Origin of the sequence: Rheinheimera soli, assembly GCF_031457405.1 — a bacterium.
Classification (GTDB): domain Bacteria; phylum Pseudomonadota; class Gammaproteobacteria; order Enterobacterales; family Alteromonadaceae; genus Pararheinheimera; species Pararheinheimera soli_A.
In genome coordinates, this window is record NZ_JAVDWR010000006.1 from 130,618 (window position 1) to 154,450 (window position 23,833).

General features: G+C 47.2%; 20 protein-coding genes. 10 read left to right on the plus strand and 10 right to left on the minus strand.

What is annotated here, in order from left to right; genetic code table 11:
• Positions 1-75: 75 nt before the first annotated feature.
• From J2W69_RS11155 to J2W69_RS11175, 5 genes are all read right to left on the minus strand, one after another.
• Positions 76-1,857: a cupredoxin domain-containing protein gene (locus tag J2W69_RS11155; protein ID WP_310278224.1), complete on the minus strand. Its 1,782-nt coding sequence runs from the start codon at positions 1,855-1,857 to the stop codon at positions 76-78.
• Positions 1,858-1,892: 35 nt separating this feature from the next.
• Positions 1,893-3,617, minus strand: coding sequence for a methyl-accepting chemotaxis protein (locus tag J2W69_RS11160; protein WP_310278227.1), 1,725 nt, complete (start codon positions 3,615-3,617; stop codon positions 1,893-1,895).
• A gap of 11 nt (positions 3,618-3,628) precedes the next feature.
• The gene (locus tag J2W69_RS11165) at positions 3,629-4,366 is read right to left on the minus strand and encodes a Tll0287-like domain-containing protein (RefSeq protein ID WP_310278230.1); all 738 of its coding nucleotides are present in this window, start codon (positions 4,364-4,366) and stop codon (positions 3,629-3,631) included.
• 219 nt (positions 4,367-4,585) lie between these two features.
• On the minus strand, positions 4,586-5,779 hold the full coding sequence (locus J2W69_RS11170; protein WP_310278232.1) for an alginate export family protein: 1,194 nt from the start codon (positions 5,777-5,779) through the stop codon (positions 4,586-4,588).
• A 441-nt stretch (positions 5,780-6,220) separates the two neighbouring features.
• Entirely contained in the window at positions 6,221-6,757 is a 537-nt protein-coding gene (locus J2W69_RS11175; RefSeq protein WP_310278235.1) for a hypothetical protein, read from the minus strand.
• Between the two features lie 271 nt (positions 6,758-7,028).
• Between J2W69_RS11175 and J2W69_RS11180 the strand changes: the two genes are divergently transcribed.
• On the plus strand, positions 7,029-8,285 hold the full coding sequence (locus J2W69_RS11180) for a multidrug effflux MFS transporter (protein WP_310278238.1): 1,257 nt from the start codon (positions 7,029-7,031) through the stop codon (positions 8,283-8,285).
• A 106-nt stretch (positions 8,286-8,391) separates the two neighbouring features.
• Here the strand turns inward: J2W69_RS11180 and J2W69_RS11185 are convergent, their stop codons facing one another.
• Positions 8,392-9,219, minus strand: coding sequence for an AraC family transcriptional regulator (locus tag J2W69_RS11185; protein WP_310278240.1), 828 nt, complete (start codon positions 9,217-9,219; stop codon positions 8,392-8,394).
• A gap of 215 nt (positions 9,220-9,434) precedes the next feature.
• Between J2W69_RS11185 and J2W69_RS11190 the strand changes: the two genes are divergently transcribed.
• The 9 genes from J2W69_RS11190 to J2W69_RS20640 all read left to right on the plus strand — a co-directional run bounded on the left by J2W69_RS11190 (position 9,435) and on the right by J2W69_RS20640 (position 16,065).
• Positions 9,435-10,226: an alpha/beta fold hydrolase gene (locus J2W69_RS11190; protein WP_310278243.1), complete on the plus strand. Its 792-nt coding sequence runs from the start codon at positions 9,435-9,437 to the stop codon at positions 10,224-10,226.
• Between the two features lie 144 nt (positions 10,227-10,370).
• On the plus strand, positions 10,371-10,673 hold the full coding sequence (locus J2W69_RS11195) for an ArsR/SmtB family transcription factor (protein ID WP_310278246.1): 303 nt from the start codon (positions 10,371-10,373) through the stop codon (positions 10,671-10,673).
• Positions 10,674-10,733: 60 nt separating this feature from the next.
• On the plus strand, positions 10,734-11,708 hold the full coding sequence (locus J2W69_RS11200) for a zinc-dependent alcohol dehydrogenase family protein (protein ID WP_310278249.1): 975 nt from the start codon (positions 10,734-10,736) through the stop codon (positions 11,706-11,708).
• Between the two features lie 47 nt (positions 11,709-11,755).
• A complete protein-coding gene (locus J2W69_RS11205) occupies positions 11,756-12,106 on the plus strand; it encodes an antibiotic biosynthesis monooxygenase family protein (RefSeq protein WP_310278250.1) in 351 nt (116 codons plus the stop codon).
• 128 nt (positions 12,107-12,234) lie between these two features.
• Positions 12,235-13,764, plus strand: coding sequence for a Re/Si-specific NAD(P)(+) transhydrogenase subunit alpha (locus tag J2W69_RS11210; RefSeq protein ID WP_310278254.1), 1,530 nt, complete (start codon positions 12,235-12,237; stop codon positions 13,762-13,764).
• Between the two features lie 5 nt (positions 13,765-13,769).
• Positions 13,770-15,149 (plus strand): Re/Si-specific NAD(P)(+) transhydrogenase subunit beta, encoded by a 1,380-nt coding sequence (gene pntB, locus J2W69_RS11215; RefSeq protein WP_310278257.1) that lies wholly within the window; start codon positions 13,770-13,772, stop codon positions 15,147-15,149.
• A gap of 73 nt (positions 15,150-15,222) precedes the next feature.
• A complete protein-coding gene (locus tag J2W69_RS11220; protein ID WP_310278260.1) occupies positions 15,223-15,402 on the plus strand; it encodes a DUF6435 family protein in 180 nt (59 codons plus the stop codon).
• Positions 15,403-15,504: 102 nt separating this feature from the next.
• The gene (locus J2W69_RS11225) at positions 15,505-15,762 is read left to right on the plus strand and encodes a type II toxin-antitoxin system ParD family antitoxin (RefSeq protein ID WP_310278263.1); all 258 of its coding nucleotides are present in this window, start codon (positions 15,505-15,507) and stop codon (positions 15,760-15,762) included.
• 81 nt (positions 15,763-15,843) lie between these two features.
• On the plus strand, positions 15,844-16,065 hold the full coding sequence (locus J2W69_RS20640) for a type II toxin-antitoxin system RelE/ParE family toxin (protein ID WP_405047883.1): 222 nt from the start codon (positions 15,844-15,846) through the stop codon (positions 16,063-16,065).
• Between the two features lie 169 nt (positions 16,066-16,234).
• On the opposite strand, the gene J2W69_RS11230 is transcribed toward J2W69_RS20640, so the two are convergent.
• The 4 genes from J2W69_RS11230 to J2W69_RS11245 all read right to left on the minus strand — a co-directional run bounded on the left by J2W69_RS11230 (position 16,235) and on the right by J2W69_RS11245 (position 23,813).
• A complete protein-coding gene (locus J2W69_RS11230) occupies positions 16,235-16,684 on the minus strand; it encodes a YybH family protein (protein ID WP_310278266.1) in 450 nt (149 codons plus the stop codon).
• Between the two features lie 356 nt (positions 16,685-17,040).
• A complete protein-coding gene (locus J2W69_RS11235; RefSeq protein ID WP_310278269.1) occupies positions 17,041-17,439 on the minus strand; it encodes a hypothetical protein in 399 nt (132 codons plus the stop codon).
• A gap of 64 nt (positions 17,440-17,503) precedes the next feature.
• Positions 17,504-20,569 (minus strand): efflux RND transporter permease subunit, encoded by a 3,066-nt coding sequence (locus J2W69_RS11240; RefSeq protein WP_310278272.1) that lies wholly within the window; start codon positions 20,567-20,569, stop codon positions 17,504-17,506.
• A 4-nt stretch (positions 20,570-20,573) separates the two neighbouring features.
• Positions 20,574-23,813 carry an efflux RND transporter permease subunit gene (locus J2W69_RS11245; RefSeq protein WP_310278275.1) on the minus strand — a complete coding sequence of 1,080 codons (3,240 nt, stop codon included), beginning with the start codon at positions 23,811-23,813 and terminating at the stop codon, positions 20,574-20,576.
• Between the last annotated feature and the right edge of the window lie 20 nt (positions 23,814-23,833).

Consider the following 23,833-nt stretch of genomic DNA (forward strand, 5'->3'; position numbering starts at 1 on the left):
CTGAAATAGCAACAGCCTTAGAACACCATATAGTTAGCGGCCATCAATGCATGCCAAAATAACCCAAAGCCGCTTTTACTGAGGAAAACGTTTGATTCGGATTTGTCCTTGCAACTGCTGGCCCCGATATAAATCAAAGCGTTGCTCTTCGCCAACACGGATCCGGGTATCTATTGGCGTAAATTTGGGAAGCCAGATTTTAACCTGGTCGAAGTCCTCAGGGTAACCTTGCATTTCCACTCGTTTGTACGATTCAGCCGGGCCGAATTTGCTGATAGTATGGTAGCGGCTGCTGATCGATCCGACCCATGCACTCATGTATAAATGCAGCCGGCAGCGCATTTCTACGAAAACATCGTTGTCCCAGAACAGCTCCTGCTCAAACTCCGAGCCTGGTGGCATATACTGTAATTGCCACTTGATGTCATGTTGCTTGTCATTCACGTAGATCGTATGGCCAACGTCGTCGGAATTGCGCAGGCTCAACTGATCGCCCCTGTTCCCCAGGATCAGCGTATCGGTAAAATCACCATCCTCATGATCCATGATCGGGGTAGCCTGCAGGCTAGTATCCTGCGGTAAGTACATCACCATTGCCGGTGGCACAAAAACATCATTGAAAAACTGCACTTCCAGTTGTAAACCCTTGCCTGTCAAAGGACTGGAGCGGTCACTATAGGTCTTGTCAGAGCCAGCCACTTCTTCCTGCTTGCCTGTTTTATTAAATTCCACTTCATCTGGTGTCGGGACGCTCAGCAGCCAGCGATGCAACAGATCCAGAGCTTTGTAATCAACTTTTTCCCGTGCCAGCATCGGCATCCGGTAATTTTCATCTGTGCTGTTCACCCGCACAAAGATAGCACTCTGGTACAGTGCCAGTTCGTCTCGCCTGGCACCCAGAGCAATATAAGGAACTGCGGTGAAATTTTTGCTCGGCTGGTTGACTGCGGTTTGATAGACGTCGGTTTTTTCTATGCTGTCAAAGGCCAACTGATGTTTCAACTTCAGGTGTCCGGCTTCCTGTTCGGCGGCATGCCCCAGCGGATTGTGGCAATTGCCGCAATTGGCGTGCATATAGCCCAGCACCTGCTGCTGCAAATCATCACCTGGCAATACAGGCAGTGGCATCGCATCGGTCAGTTTGCCCTGTCGCATCAATTCCGACAGCAGCCACTCCCCTTCACCACGAGCCGGACCGTGGCCGAAGGCCAGTCTGGCTTGCGCATCACTTAATTGAATGGCATCAAAACCCAGCAGAATATCCTTGCTGCCCTTGTGGCAACTTACACAATCCTGCTCAGAAGGAATATGGTGATCGGTGTTCAGCACATGCCGGGCGCCAGCACTCAGTTTAAAAGCATCTGTTTGCTCAGTGTTCCACTGGTAAGTGCTCAGCAACCAGGAGTCTTCGCCGTAGCCAGGGGTAATTTTTTGCAAGTGGCGGGTTTCCACTTTGATTTCCCGCGGCTGTGGCTCATTAGTGTACTGACGAAACTCCTTGAAGACCTGAGTACCCACCGGAAAAATCCATTGATCGGGATCACTGGTGTCTATTTGGCTGTTCGGCGGCAGGTAAATCCAACGCGACTTAGACGAGCCGTCACTCCACAATTGGTAATTGGGCGTAAACTTGCGCAGTTGAGTCGAAATATGCAGTTTGCTTATATCGCTGTACAAGCAGGATTCAGACAGTTTTTTTGGCGCAGCTCTATAACCAGAGCTGATCTGACAATCCAGAGCGCTGCTGGTGGGCAGTGACCGGTAAACACCAATCCCGGCGACAAAGGCCAGCCCCCCCGCAACATATACCATGAAACGGGGCCAACTAAAGCCTGAAGTGGCGAATAGCTTTAACATGCTCTGCTCCTGATGAATCGCATGTGGCCCCCTGCTCACACTTTAAACTGACTGACCAGCTTTGCCAGTTCATGTGACAGCCGCAACAGCTTTTCACTGGAACTGACAGTCGTCTCCACGGCCTGGGTGGTAGTCGCTGAGGACGTACTAATAGCAATGATATTGCGATTGATCTCGTCAGCTACCGCAGCCTGCTCTTCCGCAGAGCTGGCAATCATCACATTCAAATCATTGATTTCATTAACTTGCTGTTCAATTTCAACCAAGGCAGCTTCGGCGTGCCGGGCCTCTTCGGAGACCTGCCTGGCTTCCTGATTGCCTTGCCCCATGATAGTGACCGCCTTGCCGATCCCGCCTTGCAAGCTGGAAATCATATGATTAATTTCTTCGGTAGATCGCTGAGTGCGCTGAGCCAGAGTTCGTACCTCATCTGCCACCACTGCGAAACCTCGTCCGGCATCCCCGGCCCGTGCCGCCTCAATAGCAGCATTGAGGGCCAGCAAATTCGTCTGCTCAGACACTCCACGGATTACATCCAGCACCTTGCCAATATCACCACTGAATTTTTCAACGTCGCTGATGGCGTGATTAGCATTGTCCAGCAACTTGGATAATTCGTGGGTGCCGGAAGATGACAGCTGCACCACTTTGCGGCCGCTGGCCACAGCGTCCTTGGCTTTTTGCGCAGAAAGGCTTGCCGTCTCGGTGTGAGTTGCGACGTGCTGCACAGTAGTGGCCATCTCGTGGATAGCTGTAGCTACCTGATCGGTGGCGTGTTCTTGTGCTTTAACCCCTTCTCTGGCTTTTTGCATCAATGCCACTAATTCATTCGTGGCATTATCCAGTTCCGAACAAGCAGAGATCACCTCACGAACGATTTGAGCAAAACGTTCCATCATGTCGTTGAAGGAACTACCGGTGATACCGATTTCATCCATGCTACGGACTTCGAAGCGACTGGTAAGATCCGAGCTTTGCTGAATTTTTTCGACAGTAACGCGCAAACGCTCTATCGGCACACAAATCTCCCGCTTCAGCACCACGCTAAAGCCAATACTCAGCAAAATAGCAAGCACCAGAATCACCCAGGTTACATTGTACATCCTGTTGTTTTTGTCCAGTACAGTGTCGGATGACTCCTGCACCTGGCTGGCTGCAACCAACACTGAATGCCCTGCCGCAACGACCGCAGCCTGTTCCGATGTCAGGTTGGCTTCAACAGTGGCCTTGTGCCGCGCTATGATCTGACTTATTTCTTCGGCCAGTACCCGCCCCTCAGCGACCTGCGAATTGCCCTTAACCCGGTTGCCATCCACATAGGCGTCCACAGCCTCCATCATCAGGTCGTAAAATTTAGTGGTTTTTTCGCCGATCATCTGCGATTGAGCCGCATCAATCTGGGAAAATTGTTGCAACAACGTATCCAAACGCAATTTGGAAGCCTCAGCCCTGTGCTCTGCTTCGTTCAGCCAACTCACCGAAAGATCCAGCAACCATAGTCGTGTATCCCGAAACTCCACGTCCAGTGCCATGATCAATACCTGCTTTTTCCTCTCCTGAGCCTGAGCATCCAATTGCAGGCTCTGCTCCGTAATAGCGGCCGATTGCTGGGCAACCAGCTGTTGCTGATCATCAATATGCTGAGAAATCTGCCCCAGCGTGAGCAAAATGTAGACAAAAGCGACAGTCACCAGTGACGAAAAACCGATACTGGCGACATTCAGTTTGGTGGCAATGGTCAGGTATTTCAATTGGCTCATGGCTAATCCCGTTAATCCTGATAAATGGTCAGGCTGATAGCGCCTCCAAGCTCATTCAACGCGGCACCTTCTTTTAATCCGCCCGTGATGTCCCGCTCCCCCTTAGGCGTCCCATGACAACTCAGGCAGGAAGGGCCGTAGTATTCAGGCAAGATAAAACGGAACGCTTTTTTGCCCCCGACTTCACCTTCCTCATAAAAAGCTTTACCTGTCTGGTAATCCGGTTTTTTAAACATGGTTTCAATAACATTGTGTTCCCACTTGTCAGGGCGGTTGGCGCGATTACGCACATATTCTTTAGGCGCCGTGAGTTTTATTTCCATGGACTGGTTCATGGTTTTGGTAAAGTTAGTCGCCACCTGGCGGCCAAAAACGGCAGGCAGAAATCCCTTGAATCCGGTACCTTTCTCATTAATCAGATCCTGGTTTTCATCCATGGCCTGACGTACCGCATCCAGCATCGCTTTTTGCGCTTTGCTCAGATTGGTGGTATCCAAAGTTTTGTTGGTTGCTTTTTGATAGTTTTCCAGCGTCTTGCTGACAACAGCATCGGCCGACAAACCTTTATTGCCGAGATCCGGGTTGTTGATATGCGCCTGATTGTCGGAGACCACCTGGCGCGCAGCCATATACAGAGTAGTAAGTTCATCACTTATTTTTGCGAGATCGGCAGCCCATACCGAACCGCAGAAACACAGCGGCAGGGCTATCAAAGCACAGCCTACTATTTGCCCAAGTTTGCTCATCATCGTTCTCCTGTTGTATACCCGTCGTACCTGAAGCTGCAGCTTTGTCAGCTGCGTGCTTTTATGTCGAACGATCCCCCTGTTACATAGGACCACTATGCTCCCGGGTCTCACGATCTTGTCGCCTCCCTGCAACATCAATTACTTAGGGTATATAGAGTTTAAGGAAGACTAGTCTTCCGTTTATTACTACTGCGCGACAACGAATACAAAACGTTGGCGCTAAAAAGATACTGTTACCATTGTCCAGAATTTGCTGGTATCAGTGGCGAAGCTATCGGAGCTGTAGTGGGCATATTTCACCATAAGCCCGATCTGATCCGCCAAAGGGTAAGCCGCTATCAAATCTAATTCTGTGCCGTAATCCAACCCTCCGGTATCGGCACTGAGGTCGTGCCAGATTGCTGTCCATGCCATCTTGCCAACCTTGGTGCCCAACTTGACATAAAGATCACGTATTCCGGTGCCAGGTGTGGCCAGAAATTGATCCACAAACCCCTGGAACTTATGCAAAGTAGCCAGTGGCGTGATAAACCCCTTGCCGTTGTCGCTGCCAAGCACCTCATACCCTGCGCCCAGATTGAATGCGGCAAGCTGGGTACCGATCTCCAGGTTCCAATAATCGGCGCTATAGCTGTCAGGATTATTACCGGTATCGGATTGCCGGGCATATGCTGTATGTAGTTTCACCTTGTCAAAGGTTCCGTCGTAGGAAAATCCAAGCGTCCGGTTCGACAGTGCAGCTGCACTGTCAAAGTCCATATCGTAGCCATAGAAGGCAAACTGGTGCGCTTTGTCCAGTTTAAGCAGCGCATTAAACAGATGGAGGCCGCCATTTAAATTGGCTGTTGGCCCTGTTGGCCCAAAAATGCGGTTCACATTGTAGATATAGCTGTAGTCCAGTGACACAGCCTGGTTGATCTCGTATTGCAGCCGGTAGCCATCGAATGTCTGTTCATTCTGGCGCCAGCCTACACCGCCGACAAAACGTTCATCATTGTGGTTTATCCGCTGGCGGCCCAGGATCATTAACCAGTTACCATATTTGTAACCAAGGTAGGCCTGATTCAGATCCGTTCCCTTAGGATCGGCGACCACCGGGTAGTCTGCCCGGCCATTGCGGGTATTGTTGAACTTGTCATCGCCCAGCTCAGCCACATTATCAAGTTCCCACTGCACGAAAAAGCCGTTGGCTGAGCCACTTTTCCAGCTCAGTCGGCTTCGCAACGTAGAAGCTAAAGCATCCTCAGGACGGCCGTCCTGATCAACCCATTCAAAGCGATAACGCAAATTCAGACTGGTTTTGCTATCGGCTACTGCCTGCTGGACACTCTGCCAGTCAGCTTGAGCTAAAGTAGAAAAAAGTGAAGTAAAGAACGTTGTAAAACAGACGATACTCAAGTTAAGTGCTTTCATAAAATTAACATCCTTAATTCGGTTAGAATTTAAGAATACTTAACGGGAGAGTCCTTTCGTACCTGAAGCTGCAGCCTTGTTGGCTGCCTGATCCCCTGAAGCGCCATCCCGTCCAACCACATAAGACGGCTATGCTCCGTAGGTGTCAGTCACTTATAGCCTCCCTGCAACACCTGTTACTTTGTGTATAAGTTCAGTATAGAAGTGTTTCCACTTTCGTATGTTTTTTTTAAGGAAAACACTGGCTTGGCAATTGCAACGCCGAATCTGTTTTTTTAAGCGATCCGTAAGAGCTAGTTCTGAATGACTGTAACCGTATTTTCCACAGGAATTCGAGCTTAGTCTGACGTCAGGTCAGCAAACCACAGTACAAATTTATTTTGGTCGTAGGGTGCAACCTGTACTGCAGTTAATCAGCAATAACTGACAGGGCACCAGAGCTTATTGTAAAAACCGCTCTTTATCCTCGATAGTGCATTGGGCTACTGGTATTGGGTTATTAGCGCGGTTTACCATCCAGCATTCGTCATAAATCGAGCAATAACAAAGCTCTATCTGTAAGTTGTCTTGATCTGCAAGTAACTTCGCCACTTCGGCATCACGCAGTTCCATGGGCTTAGTGGATTCTCCCGCCGAAAGCACTAGAGAACCTATCTGTGATTGCACATGACCTACGGTACGACCACTGCGCAGTTGCAGATAATCTGGCCAGCTTTTTACCGCTTTATTGTCATAGCTTAGCCTGGCATGCTTAACAACCGCAGGTCCTGTTCCTTTGTTACTGACCATATAATAAAAAAAGGAACGGCTATCGTTGTAACTACGTTGAATTTCCACTCTTGGCCATACCGAAGCTCTGGCATAGGCTCTGTCAATAGAGGCCGAATAAGTGCTGACAAAGGCGGTAATTAAACTGACGATCAGTGCTGAACCAGCGATAATCATTTCCGGGTTCTTAAAGCTGTAACCTGTTGTCACCTCTTGATAATTCCCTTTACCTTTACTAATGCCACTTACTGTAAAACATTTGTGACTGCAACAAGAGGCAACAGGAAAGCGGCTTGATTTGGTACCTGGCAGTCCATCTTTGGACAAAGCCAGGCTAACTCTATCCGCTATCTCTGTCGATTAGCCTTATCTACAACCGACTAGCCTCAAATTTGTTTACATTTGCCGACACTTTTAGTCAGGTAAAAGCGTTAAACTGGCAACGCCTTTTTCGGGCCGTTTTAAACAAGGAATGCTGTGAATGTCTGATTACTCTACTCATGCGCCGAAGTCGCGTATTTCTACCGGCGAATTCACCTTGCTGGTGGCGCTGTTGATGTCTATTGTTGCCATCTCTATTGATGCCTTATTGCCAGCGCTGGATGCTATTCGTGCTGATATTGCCATGAGTCACCCGAATCAGGCGCAACTGGTGATCAGTGCTTTGTTTTTTGGTATGGCTATAGGCCAGCTGATTTGTGGGCCTTTATCCGACGCCACTGGCCGTAAAAAAGTATTAAACGGCGGTATAGCACTGTTTTTAGTCGGCACCGTGATTTGTTATTTCGCTACGGATATTAACACCTTGTTGTTTGGCCGTTTTGTCCAGGGTTTAGGGGTATCTGGCCCTTATGTGTCGGCCATCTCTATAGTACGTGACAAATACTCAGGCAATGATATGGCACGTATTATGTCGCTGGTGATGATGATTTTTGTCATGGTGCCGGCCTTAGCACCAAGCTTAGGTCAGGCGGTATTATGGATAGGTTCGTGGCGCGATATTTTTGTGCTTTATGTGTTTTATGCACTGCTTATTGTGGTGTGGATTTTTATGCGCTTAGAGGAAACCTTGCCAAAAGAGCACCGTATTGCCATGAGCACAGAGGGCTTTTCTGAAGGCTTTAAAGAAGTGATCAGCAATGTGCCCACTGTGTGCTACATGATTTGTATGGGGTTATTTTTTGGCAGCTTTATTGGTTATCTGAACTCATCACAACAAATATTTCAGGACTTATTTAAAACAGGTGAGTTGTTTACTTTGTACTTTGGTTTACTGGCTATTGTGTTTGGTGCGGCCTCTCTGGTGAACTCCCGTCTGGTGCAAAAATGGGGTATGCAGCATTTATCTAACCGCGCTGTATGGGGCATTATTAGTAGCTCAGCCTTATTTTTAGCACTTCATTTAGTGATTGAAATACAGCTGTGGAGCTTTGTGATTTACGCTTCAGTGCTGTTTTTCTGCTTTGGTCTGGTGTTTGGCAATATCAACGCTATGGCGATGGAACCTATGGGCCATGTGGCGGGAATAGCAGCAGCTATTATTGGCTCAACCTCCTCTATTATGTCGATGAGCATAGGCACAGTGATAGGTCAGATGTATAACGGCACTGTGATCCCTGTGACCGCTGGTTTCTTAATTTTTAGCTGCATCAGTATGGCTATTTTAACTTATGCGCAAAAGTACAAAGAGAAACACAAAGAGCAAGAAGAAGCAGCAGTCTGCTCAGAATCAATCTGATCGCTGCCCTTTCGCTTTTTGAACAGGCGTAATCATAAAGCAAAGCCCATGATCAACATGGGCTAATTCATAGCTATGAATTGGCACCTTCCCGGTTGCCACTAAATTAATGGGTCTGCGACTGCAGCCACTCTCTTGGGCTGCTGCCGGTTTTTCGTCTGAAAGTGCGGGCCAGAGCTGACGGGCTTTCATAACCTACTTCATCTGCAATCAGAGCTATAGGGCGACCTTCACGCAACAGTTTTTGTGCCAGGCTGACCCGCCAGCTCACCAGATAATCGGCTGGAGTTATGCCCACCACTTTATGAAACTTGGCAGCAAAACTTGCTCTGGACATGCTGGCGGCAGTGGCCAGTTCAGCAACTGTCCAGGCCTTAGCGGGCTGGTCATGCATTAAAGTCACAGCTTTTGACAGCCGCAAATCTGCCAGCCCAGCCATCATACCGGTAGACACACTGCTGTTGGCCATCATATAGCGCAGCAACTGGATCACCACCAGCTCAAACAGTCGGTTGAGCACGGCATTTTTGCCACAATGCTGTGCAAAAGCTTCATCAAACAACCAATCCAGATTGCCACTAAGCATAGAAATTTCAGCCAAAGGCATCAGCACATAAGCAGGCAAAGCCGTGGTCAGCGGATTATCCAGCCCACCATCAAAACTCAGTGCAGCCGACACCAGTTGAAGCTGCCGCTGCCCCAGAGCAGCATTCAGACTATGCCGACAAGGCCTGGGAATAAACAACAAACTGGGCTCCGTGATCTGCACACCCTTTTGCTGCCCCAGTTGCAATACCGCATCACCAGAGCGCAGCAAATGCAATTTGGCCGTTCTGTCCGTGGCGTCAAAACCAATTTCAGTAGTTAACACGCCAGCAAAGATAGTGGTGGCGTGCATACCAAATTGGGCTAACAAGGTTGATAAACGGTCCACAAACATCCTTTGTGTTAATAAATGAAATTAGACGATCTGTTGCATAAGTTAGACTATTTGAACCCAAAAAGAAAGCAAGGCGGCTTACTATAATCACAGCCGCGAACAAGGGGAAACAGCAACTCCACCTGAAGCGAGCGAAAAATCAAACAACTGAGTGCGACCAAAAGATCGCAACTCATTCACTAAGCTTGCAAACCCAGAAGGAAACTAATATGAATTACTTTAAATCACCTTTATTAACCACTGCTATAGCAACACTAGGCCTGACCTTTGGCGCCGCTGCTTTTGCCGCAGAAAAACCGACGGTTTTATTGGTACACGGTGCTTTTGCTGAATCATCCAGCTGGAATGGTGTAGTGGCTGAACTGCAGGAACAAGGTTACCCGGTGATCGCAGTAGGTAATTCACTACGCAGTGTAAAAAGCGATGCGGCATTTTTGGCAGATGTTGTGGCAAACACCAAAGGTCCGGTCGTTTTAGTAGGCCATTCTTATGGCGGCGCAGTGATCAGCAATCAGATTGCCGATCAGGAAAAAATTAAAGCTTTAGTCTACGTCGCAGCTTTTGCACCAGAACAAGGCGAAAACATTTTCGAATTATCAGGACATTACCCTGGTAGCACTTTAGGCCCATCTCTGGCTTCCCCTGTGGTATTAAAAGATGGCAATAAAGACTTGTATATTCAGCAGGATAAATTTCATGCTCAGTTCGCGGCAGATGTGCCTGCAGCTGAAGCAGCTTTAATGGCTGCCACTCAACGCCCAGTCACTGAAGCAGCACTGCAAGAACCTTCAGAGCTTCCTGCCTGGAAAAAAATTCCATCCTGGGCCATTTACGGTACTGCCGATAAGAATATCCCGACCGCTGCCATGAAATTTATGGCCGAGCGCGCTGGTGCCAAAAAGATTGTTGAAGTAAAAGATGCTTCTCATGTGGTGATGACATCAAACCCACAGCAAGTTGCAAAGCTGATTGTTGAAGCGGCAGAAGCAACAACTGAATAACTACCCAGCCACCTTAAGTAAAAAGCCACCTTTAATAGCAGGTGGCTTTGTTTTGGCCCGCAGAAAAGTAGGCCTTTAATATATTTAAATTTTTAATTGCTATCTTACCATTGACATATCGGCAAATACCGATATGATATCGACATGGAACTACTAGATATATTCAAAGCCCTCTCAAATCGTACACGACTCGACATCGTGAAAGGTTTGAAGGACCCCGCAAAAAACTTTCCTCCTCAGGATGAAGGTGATGTAAATATTGTGGGTGTTTGTGTAAGTAGTATTCAGGAAGGTGTTGGTCTGTCACAGTCAACCGTATCTGACTATCTTGCCACTTTGCAACGTGCAGGTCTGGTTGAAGTCAGACGTATTGGCCAGTGGACCTATTACAAACGAAACGAAGCAACCATTAGTGCTCTTGCCGAGCTTATAGGCAGAGAACTGTAATTTTTTACAAAAATATATCGATAAATATCGATATCCCTTTTTTCCGAATCGAGGTGTAATATGAAAGCGATAGTACTTAAATCATTTGGTGGCCCGGACGCATTTGAACTTTGTGATCTGGCTAAACCAGTACCGCAAGAAGGACAAGTGTTGGTTAAGGTGTATGCAACCTCTATCAATCCGTTGGATTATCAAGTCCGCCGTGGGGATTATCCTGATCTGGTGCCACTACCAGCCATTACCGGTCACGACATTTCAGGAGTAGTCGAAGCCGTTGGCCCAGGCGTAACAAACTTCGCCCCTGGCGATGAAGTTTGGTATACCGCACAGATATTTGCCGGACAAGGCAGTTATGCTGAATATCACGTTGCTGATGAAAAAATTATCGGAAAAAAACCTGCGGCATTAAACCATCTGGAGGCAGCGAGTCTATCCCTGGTGGGCGGAACTGTATGGGAAGCACTGGTAGAGCGAGCCGGGCTAAAAGTGGGTGAAAGCATTCTGATCCACGGTGGTGCCGGAGGGGTTGGACATATTGCTATTCAGCTCGCAAAGGCAATGGGGGCCAGAGTATTCACAACAGTACGCAAAACGAACTTTGAGTTCGCAAAAAGTTTGGGAGCAGATGTAACTATCGACTACAAAAACGAGGATTATGCCGACATCATTATGCGCGAAACTGCTGGCCTGGGGGTTGATGTAGTGCTCGACACCATTGGTGGAGATACCTTGTCGCATAGCCCGCATACGCTAGCTCAGCTGGGTCGGGTTGTGAGCATAGTAGACATCGCTAAACCTCAGAATTTAATTGAAGCCTGGGGGAAAAATGCGAGTTATCACTTTGTATTCACAAGACAAAATCGCGGAAAGCTTGATGAATTGAGCCGTTTAGTAGAACGCGGTCAGTTAAAACCCTATGTTGGTGCGACTTATTCGCTTGAGGATATCCCACTCGCCCATGCGCTATTGGAGACTCCTAACAACGGTCTTAAAGGCAAAATTGCGATCGCTGTTGATCCGACGCTGATTCCATAACAGAAATTCAAATTATTGATTTTTAGCTCTATTGTTGGGAGACGACTATGATTTACGAGATTGCTTTACTTCCTGTTCACAGTGAACGGGTTGCAATGTTCCGCAGTGCCTTTGCGAAAGTTGCGCCTTTACTCAGACGCGCTAAAGGTTACCGAGGTCATTTCCTCGCTCAGGGAATTGAAACACCTCACATGTTTAACCTTATAGTGCGATGGCAATCATTGGAAGACCACAGACCTGGGTTCGAGGCAAGTGAAGACCACCAGGTATTTATGGAAGGCTTACAGGATTATTTCGCGGAAGATCCAAGGGTTTATCATATTGAAGGGCCAGCTTTTGCTGCAACTGAAGATGATGACTTAAGCAGTGACATGATCGAATTAATGACTGCAGGTTAGTGTGTTTTTTAACGCAAACTAACGCGAATAAAATTGCTTAATGCAGGTACGATAAGCAAATGTGCGCAAAATCAAAACCATAAGGGGCCGGAAAACTACTGGCCCGACAAAAAAAGGACGAGGTCAGGATGTTTATTGCGATCCCCAAAGAGACACTTCAAGACGAAACCAGAGTGGCAGCTACCCCAGCCACCACAGAGCAACTGCGTAAATTAGGTTTTACTGTGCTGGTAGAAACTGGTGCAGGCACTGGCGCAGGTTTTACCGATGAAGCTTATAGTCAGGCCGGTGCCAGCATAGCCGATGGCGCGAAGCTCTGGGCCAGTGAGCTGATTTATAAGGTCAATGCCCCTACAGAGCAGGAAATCAGTTTGCTTTCAAAAGGCAGCACCTTAGTAAGTTTTATCTGGCCGGCACAAAACCCGGATTTAGTGGCACGCCTTGCCGCCCAGGGTATTAATGTACTGGCGATGGATATGGTGCCCCGTATTTCACGGGCTCAGTCGCTGGATGCCTTGTCCTCTATGTCCAATATTGCCGGTTACCGCGCTGTGATTGAAGCGGCTCATAGTTTTGGCCGTTTTTTAAGTGGCCAAATTACAGCTGCAGGTAAGGTACAACCCGCCAAAGTGCTGGTAATTGGCGCTGGTGTGGCAGGCCTTGCAGCTATTGGCGCTGCACGTTCTTTAGGCTCTATAGTGCGGGCTTTTGATACCCGGCTTGAAGTGGCAGAACAAATTGAGTCGTTGGGCGGTGAATTTTTAAAACTCGAATTTGCCGAAGATGGCTCGTCGTCCAGTGGTTATGCCAAAGTGATGTCAGATGAATTTATTGCCGCTGAAATGGCGCTGTTTGCAGCTCAGGCCAAAGAAGTCGACATTATTATCACTACTGCGCTTATCCCGGGAAGGCCTGCTCCTAAGCTGATCACTAAAGCCATGGTCGATTCGATGAAACCAGGCTCAGTCATTGTCGATTTAGCAGCGGCTACAGGAGGCAATTGTGAATACACTCAGGCGGGTGAGATTTTCCAAACCAGTTCAGGGGTTAAAGTCATTGGCTATACCGATTTACCTGGCCGCTTGGCAGCTCAGTCCTCACAGCTGTATGGCACTAACCTGGTGAACTTAGCCAAACTGTTATGCAAAACCAAAGATGGTCAAATTCTGCTGGATATGCAGGATGTGATTATTCGTAATATGTCTGTGGTGCATCAGGGCGAAGTCACTTTCCCGCCGCCAGCTATCAGTGTGACCGCAGCTAAACCTGCGATTACCAGTACAACAGCAGCGGTAGCAGCACCGAAAAAATCCATGAACACCAACTGGTTTATAGGCTTTACTGCCTTGTTATTACTTTGGATTGGTTACTCAGCACCCAGTGATTTCTTAGCGCACTTTACGGTGTTTTTATTATCCTGCGTGGTGGGTTTTTATCTGGTCTGGAACGTCACTCATGCTTTGCATACGCCTTTGATGTCGGTCACCAATGCCATCTCCGGCATTATCATTTTGGGGGCTTTGCTACAAATCAGCAGCGACTCACTGCTGGTGCAGGTACTGGCATTTTTTGCCGTGCTCATTGCCAGCATCAATATAGTGGGTGGTTTTACCGTCACGCAGCGCATGCTGAAAATGTTTAGTAAAGGCGGGGAGTAACAGCCATGACACAAGGATTAATCACAGCATCTTATATAGTGGCAGCCGCTTTTTTTATAGCGAGTTTAGCCGGTTTATCTAAACAGGAAACTGCCCGTCGTGGTAACTGGCTGGGTATTCTGGGTATGACCATTGCCCTGTTCGCCACTATTGCAGGCGTCAGCATGGATGCGATGCTGCCGTTATTTATCGCTTTGGCGATAGGTGCTGCCATAGGCCTTCGACTGGCGCTGAAAGTTGAAATGACGCAAATGCCGGAGCTGGTGGCTATTTTGCACAGTTTTGTTGGTTTGGCCGCAGTTCTGGTTGGTTACAACAGCTTTTTTGAGTTTGCCACCACTACAGGTGCAGAACTTACCGTACATTTAACTGAAGTGTTTTTAGGGGTATTTATCGGCGCTGTCACCTTTTCAGGCTCAGTGGTGGCTTTTGCCAAGCTTCGGGGTATAGCCAGCTCAAAACCTTTAAATATTCCGCATAAACATAAACTGAATTTACTGGCGCTAATCGCATCTGCTGTATTGCTGGTTTATTTTGTCAGTTTTGATGGCGCAGAACCTGCCCTGTTGATCATGACGCTGATTGCTTTGATATTTGGTCTGCATCTGGTTGCCTCCATTGGTGGCGCTGATATGCCGGTGGTGGTGTCTATGCTGAACTCTTACTCAGGCTGGGCCGCTGCTGCTGCCGGTTTTATGCTGTCCAACGACTTGCTGATCGTCACAGGGGCTTTGGTGGGGTCTTCCGGCGCTATCTTGTCTTACATTATGTGTAAGGCCATGAACCGCTCTTTTATCTCCGTTATAGCCGGAGGTTTTGGTCAGGTGGATGCAAAACAAAGTTCGGGCGACGAAGAGCAAGGAGAATACCGTGAAATCAGTCCGGAAGATGTGGCGGATTTACTTAGAAATTCCAGCTCTGTGGTGATCACCCCTGGTTATGGTATGGCGGTGGCACAGGCGCAGTATCCGGTGGCGGAGATTTGCCAAAAGCTGAAAGCCCGTGGCATCAAAGTGCGCTTTGGTATTCACCCTGTGGCCGGTCGTATGCCCGGTCATATGAATGTGCTGCTGGCTGAAGCCAAAGTGCCTTATGACATAGTGCTGGAAATGGATGAAATTAATGAAGATTTGTCCGACACAGATACGGTGCTGGTGATTGGCGCCAACGATACAGTCAACCCTGCTGCGGCAGAAGACCCAACCAGTCCTATTGCTGGTATGCCAGTGCTGGAAGTATGGAAAGCTCACAACGTGATAGTGTTTAAGCGTTCGATGAACACTGGCTACTCTGGCGTAAGCAACCCTTTGTTTTATAAAGACAATACTCAGATGTGTTTTGGTGATGCCAAAGCCACAGTGGATGCGATTTTAAAAGCACTGTAGTTTTTAGTGGGCTAAACGGCTGGACTGGGCGTACTACACTGCATCCAGTTCAGCCTCACCCCAAGAGCCATCTATGTTTAGTTTTTTAAAGCGCGACCCGGTCAAAAAATTACGCCAACAATACGATGCCAAAGCAGAACAAGCCATGCTGGCGCAGCGAAAAGGTGATATGCGTTTATTTGCCGATTTAACAGCTGAAGCGGAAGAATTGTGGCTGCAATTGGAAAAATTGCAGGCTGAAGCAACAAAGTAGCGCTTAAAACAGAGAGATCCCACTGACACCGCTACACAGATTGACAATCTTTGTAGCCATATCTAGCATGTTAGATAGTCATTTTTACCTTTTGAGATCATCATGCATATATCTCTGACGCCCGAATTAGAGTCCCGGATCAAAGCCAAAGTTGAAAGTGGGTTGTACAATAATGCCAGCGAAGTGATCCGCGAAGCATTACGTTTTATGGATACTCACGAAGACTGGATCCATCAGGTGAAACTCGCGTTGCTGCGCGATCAACTGAAAGTTGGCACTGATCAATTGGACAGAGGTGAAGATATTGCGATTGAATCCAAAGCTATGCTGGATTCACTATTTGACGACATAAAAGGCTAAACATATGGCAGCTTACAAGCTCATTATTGCGCCTGCTGCTAAAAATGACCTAAAAGATATCTACAAGTACGGAATTAGAGAATGGGGACAAGCTCAATCAGAAAGCTACTGTCTACCATTAAAAATCAACTGTGGTTGCTTACTGAACAACCATTCATTGGTGTCGAGCGTGCGGAAATTTTATCTGATATCAGAAGTTTAGCCATTCAAAGCCATACCTTGTTTTATCGACTGACTGCCGGACAGATTGAAATTATTAGAGTGCTGCATGGCCGCCAGGATGCTCTGCGTCACTTCAAATAGTTTGTAAGCTAAAGCAGTAGCTCATGACATGATCCTGCAGGTCGGAAACTCAAATTCTAACAGTAACTGTTGAGCTATAAACGTGAACGCAACTGTATTATTGGTTGTAGCAGCGCTATCAAACACAACAACAAGCCACTTCATCCGAGCAACAATGATGATGGTTTTTTTACGTCTTTTTATCACAGTGACACAGAGCACAACCTTTATCAAACACCACTTTCCAGACCCCGGGTTGTTCCTGCCGCCAGACGGATGAAAAGGTCGCTATTACTTTGCCGGACGGATCTTTGACAGGTCCGCTGCTTAATGCCAGAGTCCCATCCTCCAGCACTTCAACCTGTGTTGGCTCCCACGAAAAAGGCGCATCCTTTCCTTGATAAAAGGCTTTCCAGCCTTCAACAACAGCAGTTTTTCCTTTAAGCACTGCTTCGCCGAAAAAAATGGCTTCATCGGATAAGTGCTGTTCAAACGCCTTTAAATCCCGGTCAGCCATCGACTTGGCAAAAGCGCGTTCGGCAGCAAATACCTGTTGCTGCTGAAGGCTTAATAACTGTTCCGCCTGAATGTGCCAACACCAAAAACTGAGCAGCCAGGCTACTGTTGTGAATAGTTTCATACCACGCCCCCAATAAAAAAGGGCGGTTAAATACCGCCCAACACTAACAATATGCCTGGTTAATCATCGTGCAACCGGAAGTAAACACCAGGCAGTTAGCCTGCGCTATCAGACTGGGATAAAAGGACGGAAAAATGGCCTGAGCAAGGGCGACATTTGCTCTTGGTCAGCAATCACTGCTGGTCTTGCACTACTTTGAACTTAGCTAACCGAGTCAGGCATTGCATTTTACAAGGCACATGCATTTATGAATTTTTTTATAAATAATTCAACTCAATCCACGCAACATTCAAGACCTGACTCTGTTGGTTCTCCTCTGTGAGTTTCTCGTCTAATCTGATGACCCCAAAGGCGTGTTAGTTTTCAACTGCTGATACCAAGTTACCGCCTATTGAAAGACTTCCATCGTGAATTAAAATATCCCCAAACAAAATCGTGCCGTAAAACTTGCCATCCAGATAAAGCTCTTTGCTGTAGCGGCCAACTATTTCCAATTTATGCTGATTTGTTTGCGTGCCAAACAAGACCGTATGCCGCAAAGGTGATGGTGACGTTTTTCCTACAGTCGAAATTGGTATGAGATTTTCACTGTATGGCTCAATGATTTGGATAGTCAGGCCCGGATGATTAATATTATATTCAACCCAACCACCAACTCTCTTACCCGTATCTGCGCCAGTAAAACCAATCATATTGGCGCAACCTGATACAAAAAACACAAGGCTTAACATGCTCAATTTAAAAAACTTGTTCATAGAGTCCTCTTAAAAACTACCAATCTTAATAATGCCTAGGTTACTCCTGTGTCCACCTCGCTAACTAAGGCGCTGTAATCACCTTATTCGCCAGCCCCCTGGCTTTGCCTAAAAAGCCAGACCAGCGGATGGTAAAGCGGATTAAACCCCAGTAAGTTAATGGCACCAGCAATAAACTGGTTAAGGTAGAAAACACCAAACCACCAATAATAGCGATAGCCATAGGCGCATAACTTGGGCCGTCACCACCTATAGCGGCATCGCCAAATGCCAGAGGTAATAAACCCAATACAGTGGTAGATACCGTCATCAGAATAGGACGTAACCGTGCTTCACAGGCTTCGATAATCAAAGGCACCAGCTCTGCATCCGGGCTTTCGTGGCGTAATTGATTGATACGGTCCACCAGTACTATGCCGTTATTCACCACTATGCCCATCAGCACCAGCATACCTATCATGCCCATAATGCCCATAGAAGTACCGGTGAATAAAAAGGCCCAGAACACACCAACAAAAGAGAACAGCAATGAGCCAATCACCGCAGTTGGCATAATTAAAGATTCAAACAAAGCCGCCATCACCAGATAAATCATAGCCACAGCCAGCAACATATTAATTTGCATTATGCCCTGAGCTTCATCCTGATACTGGAAGCTGCCTTCAAAAGACCAGGCATAACCAGCTGGTAATTGCAGCTGATTTAAACGGGTTTTCAGCTCTTCTTTGGCTTTGTCCATCGTCAGCTCTTTGCCCATATTCATACCTATGGCAAGGGTGGTCTGACGGTTAAAACGGCGGATTTCCGAAAGCAGCGGCGCTACTTTCAGTTCAGCCACCTGAGCTAAAGTGATCACCACATTGTCTTTCACCAGCACAGGAATAGCGGCCAACTCTGCAGGTGAATGACTGACTTTTTCGTCATACAAGACCCGAAGCTGCACTTCGCCCTGATCTTCAGAACGGAAGGTGCGTAAGTTGGTGCCACGCAGCGCCAAACTCACAGCCTGAGCCACTGAGCTCGCATCTAACCCCTGACGTTGTAACTCTTCATTGTTCAGCAGAATTTGCATTTCAAACTGACCATCTGATATCTCAGAGCGCACATCTTCCAGGCCTTTGATTTGCGAAATAACAGGCACTATATCAGCGGCTAATTTAGTCAGCATTTCAGTGGATGGGCCAGATAAGTGCACCTGCATGCCACCACCACTGTCACTCCAGCCAAAGGTAGGTTGAGAGCGCACCAGTTGCGGCCAGTTTTTACGGATCTTTTCTTTAATTTCAGCCACAGGTTTGATCAGCGGATCGTTAAACATAATGATAGAAATCGCATGATTGGCTCTGTAATAGCTGTACACAGACTCAATTTCATACTCTTCTTTATGCTGATACAAATAGGCTTCCATTCGATCCACTTCCTGCTCTACCTCAGCCAGACTGTAATTGCCTTGCACGTTGTAATTCAGGAATGCTCGGTTGCTGTCACCTCCATCGTCATCACCACCTGACACCTGGCTGATAGGAACAGCAATGCTGGCCAACAATAGAAAAGCGATGAAAGTGGCGGCTTTAGGTGAGCGCATCACCCAACGTAAACAGCGGCCATAAAATAGTTCCAGCTTACTTGGCGCTGCATTGTCACTGCTGTGAATTTGCTTAATTTTGGTGGTCAAAAATGGAATTAAGGTTAACGCCATTAATAAAGACACACCAAGCGCTATGGTAATGGCAATAGCCACATGTTCTAAAAATACAGTCACATCCACTTTTTGCCCTATGATATTAGGCAAAAATACGATAGCTGTAGTGGCAGTGCCAGCCAGCACAGCCAGGCTGACGCGGTGCACACCCAGTTCAGTGGCTTTTTTAATGTCAGGATTTGCAGCTCGTTCACGGAAGATACTTTCGGTCACTACTACCGAGTTATCCACCAGCATACCTACGGCCAGCATCAAGCCCATCATACTCAGTATATTTAAGCTGTAACCGAGGAAATACATAGCGCCCAGCGTAATAACCAAAGAGACAGGTACAGACAACACCACCACTAAAGTGGTTGGGATATGACGCAAAAACAAATACAACACGCCAAAAGATAACAAAGCACCAATAGCGCCTGAACTTAACAGGTTAGATAAAGAATCCGTTACCCCTTTGGCGGTATCATCCATCAGGAATAAGTTAATACCGTTAAAGGCCGGATCTTTACCTGCACCATCCACCACTGCTATAGCGGCGCGGGACACATCCACCAGATTGGCATTCGACTCTTTAAATACATTCATACCTACGGCATAGGTCTGATGTAAATGCCGGCCTTCAGTACGTTTTGGTAATTCCAGTACCACATCAGCCACTGCACCCAAAGTTAAACCTGCACGTATAGGCAAAGCACGAATTTCATCCAGACTGGTAAATTCACCTACAGGTTTCACCAGTATGCTTTCATTGGGATTACGCAGCTCTCCTGCAGTCATTGCAAAGTTGCTTTCCTGCAACAGCTGCACTAACTGCGCCGGATCAACCTGTAAATTACGCATACGTTGTGGGTCGAGGCGAATAGTTACCTGACGTTTATCCACACCATAGAGCTCTACTCTGGATACACCAGGCACCCGTTCCAATGGACGCTTAATTACACGTTCAATCAAGTCATAAGCCATGGCTAAGTCGCGGTCACTGGAAATCCGCAACTGGAATATAGGCATATCGGCGGTATTAAACTGATACACCATCACCCGCTCCACATCGCGTGGCAACAAATGGCGCATATTGTCTAAACGTTCGCGCACTTCAATACTTTTGGTATTGATGTCTTCTTCCCAGTTAAATTCCAGCGAAACACCTGCGCTGTCTTCTCTGGAGAAACTACGCATTTTTTTAATACCAGTGACAGTGGCCAGCGCCTCTTCCACTGGTCTGGTGATTAAACGCTCTATTTCACTGGGAGTCGCGTTTGGGTAAGGCACATCCACATAAATTTCAGGGATGTCGATACCAGGGAATTTCTCCAGTGGCAGCATACGGCTGGCGATTAAACCAAACACCAGCAAGGACAAAAACAACATACATAAAGTCACAGGCCGGGTTAAGGCAAAACGGGTAATGGCTAAAGGTTTATGATCCATAGTCTTACTCCTTAGCCGCTTGCACGTCACGCGTAGTCAGGCGATACAACACAGGTATAAATACCAGCGTCAGCAGTGTCGACAAGGTTAAACCACCAATCACAGTAATAGCCATAGGAGAGCGGATTTCTGCGCCATCGCTGCTGCCAAGCACCATAGGTAATAAGCCCAGCACAGTGGTTAAGGTGGTCATTAATACCGGACGTAAACGGGTGGCGCCAGCCTGCACTATGGCGTCATTGAGCGCTATACCTTCAGCACGTAACTGGTTGATACGGTCAATCAGTACTATGGCGTTATTCACCACTATACCGGCCAGCATAATCAGACCAATAAACACGATAACAGACACACGGGTACCGGTCAGCCATAAACCAAGCACAGCGCCAGCACCAGCCAAAGGCACGGTAAATAAAATCAGTAGTGGTTGCAGCAAATTTTCAAACTGTGACGCCATCACCAGATACACCAGAAATACCGCCAGCAACAAGGCCATCATCAGGGAATTAAATGAACGTTCCATTTCTTCACTTTGACCCACTATAGTGGCGCCCACACCAAAAGGCAGAGTCAGCTCTGCCAATACAGCTTTGGCCGCTGCTGTGCCTTGCTCCAAATCACCATAAGCCAGATTCGCGCTGACCAAAGCCACCCGCTGCTGACCAATACGGGTAATTTCGCTTGGGCCAATTTCACGTTTAATATCAGCCACAGCAGATAAAGGCAGTGGGTTTTGGCTATTTGGATTGATGATAATTTGCGACAGTTGCTGCTCTGAATTACGGAAGTTTTCCGCCAGACGCACGCGGATATCCACTTTGCGGTCGTTAATCGAATACTGGCCTGCCACTTCACCCCCAATATAATTGGCCACACGTTTGGACACATCAGCCGCTGTTAAACCCAACTGAGATAATCTGTCGTGGTGGAAATGTAAAGTAAGTTCCGGCTGACCTGAACGTAACGAGCTTTTGATATCAGTAAATCTGTTATTGGCGGCTAACAGCTTTGCCAGTTGATCGGACGTGGCTTTTAAGCTGTTTAAATCATGGCCTGACAATTCAATTTCCATCGGAGTGCTGAAACTGAACAGCTCTGGTCTGTCAATTTTTGCAGTCAGGTCCGGCATCGAACTTACGCTATCACGGAACAGTTGAATAAGGCGTTCTTCATCGGTCTTAGTGGCGCTGTCTTTTAAAATAATATTTAAACGGCCCCAGTGACTGCCCCCCACATTCGGATCCACAGTCATCTGCTGCCCTGTACCTGCCTGAGCATAACTGCGATCAATTTCAGGTTGCAGTGAAGCCACAGCAGCCAGCTGTTTCAATACTCTGTCGGTACGCTCAATGGCGCTGCCCACAGGAAGCTGCACTTCAACATAAAACTCGCCCTGGCTCATACTTGGGATCACATCAAAACCCAAACCCGGGATCAGTGAATAAATCAGTGCTGTGATGCCTATAGTGGCTGCTACCACCACAGCTTTTACTTTCAGAGCAGCCGTTAATACCACACGGTAGCCCGATTCCAGCGCGGCTAAAAAAACCTGCACCAGATGAAGCAGCGGTTTAAACACAAAACTTAAGGCTTTAGCCACCAGACGAAACAAAATGGTCAGCAAGGTAAATACGCCTAAAAATAAAAAACGCACAGCCAGATACAGCAGATGGAAAGGCACCAGCGGCCATAAATACCAACGGGATGGTTTAATAGTTATTTTGCTTGCTTCAGCAGTAGAAGCCACAGTTGAAGCAGAACCAGTGCGCTCACGGGCCGCCATAGCAGGAATAAGTGTTAAAGCCACCAGTAATGAGGCTAACAAGGCATAAGTGACAGTTAAGGCCTGATCTTTAAACAACTGCCCTGCCACACCTTCCACAAACACCAGCGGGAAAAACACTGCAACTGTGGTTAACGTAGAAGCCGTTATCGCCATCGATACTTCGCTGGCACCTTTTTTCGCAGCTTCCATAGGGGCCATGCCCTGCTCTTTGTAACGGGCAATGTTTTCGAGCACCACTATAGCGTTATCCACCAGCATACCTATGGCCAGGGCAATCCCCCCTAAGCTCATAATATTTAAGCTGATATCCTGCGCATACATCAGATTAAAAGTGGCAATCACCGACAACGGAATAGAGATAGAAATAACCAGCGTGGTCCAGACATTCCGCAGGAACAAATACAACACCAGCATAGCCAGTATACCGCCAGCAAAAGCAGCTGATTTCACTTCATCTATGGCTTGTTTAATAAAAGTGGACTGGTCATAGACTAAGGTAAGCTGATAACCGGCAGGCAGATTTTTTTGTAAATCCCCCAGTTTTGCAGTCACTGTTTTTGCCACCTGAACTGTATTGGCATCGCCTTCTTTATAGATAGAAATTTCAATGGCCTCTTTGCCATGCACATAAGTAATGCTCTGACGGTCAACAAAGGAGTCACGCACTTCGGCTATATCTGACAAGCGGATTTGGCTTTCGCCCACTTTGGCGATATACAAATTGCGGATTTCATCTAAATTCGAAAACTGATTAATAGTGCGGACTAAATAATCATGACTGCCGGTTTCTAAACGACCACCTGCCTGATTAATATTTTGCTCTTTTAAACGCTGGTTTACCGTATTGATATCCAGTTTCAGCTGGCTTAGTTTTTCATTGTTAACCAGAATTTGAATTTCCTGAGTTAAACCCCCATCAGGCCGCACTGCAGCCACACCAGGCAAAGACTCTAAACGGCGGCGTAAATCTTCTTCTGCAAAAGTACGTAAGCTCACCAGTTGAGCCGGGGTTAAATCATTTTTTTCATCCCGGCTTAACGCTAAACGAACCACAGGATCTAAATTAGGGTTAAAGCGCAGCAGCAAAGGCTTTTTCACATCTAACGGCAAATAAAGCACGTCGACTTTCTCGCGCACTTCAAGGCCTGCCAGATCCATATCTGAGCCCCATTCAAACTCCATAATCACATCAGAGCGACCCGCTCTGGATACGGAATGCACTTTACGAATACCTTTGACAATGCCAACCGCTTCTTCAATTGGCTTACTGACCAATTGCTCTACTTCAGCCGGAGCTGCCCCCTGGTATTCAGTACGGATGGTTAAAGTTGGGTAAGACAAGTCAGGAAGCAAATTGACGGCCAGCCGCCCCATAGCAACTAAACCAAATAACATAATGCCTAAAGTGAACATCCACATGGTGACAGGACGTGCAACGGCTATATCCACTAGTTTCATAGAAGATCCCTAAATTATTT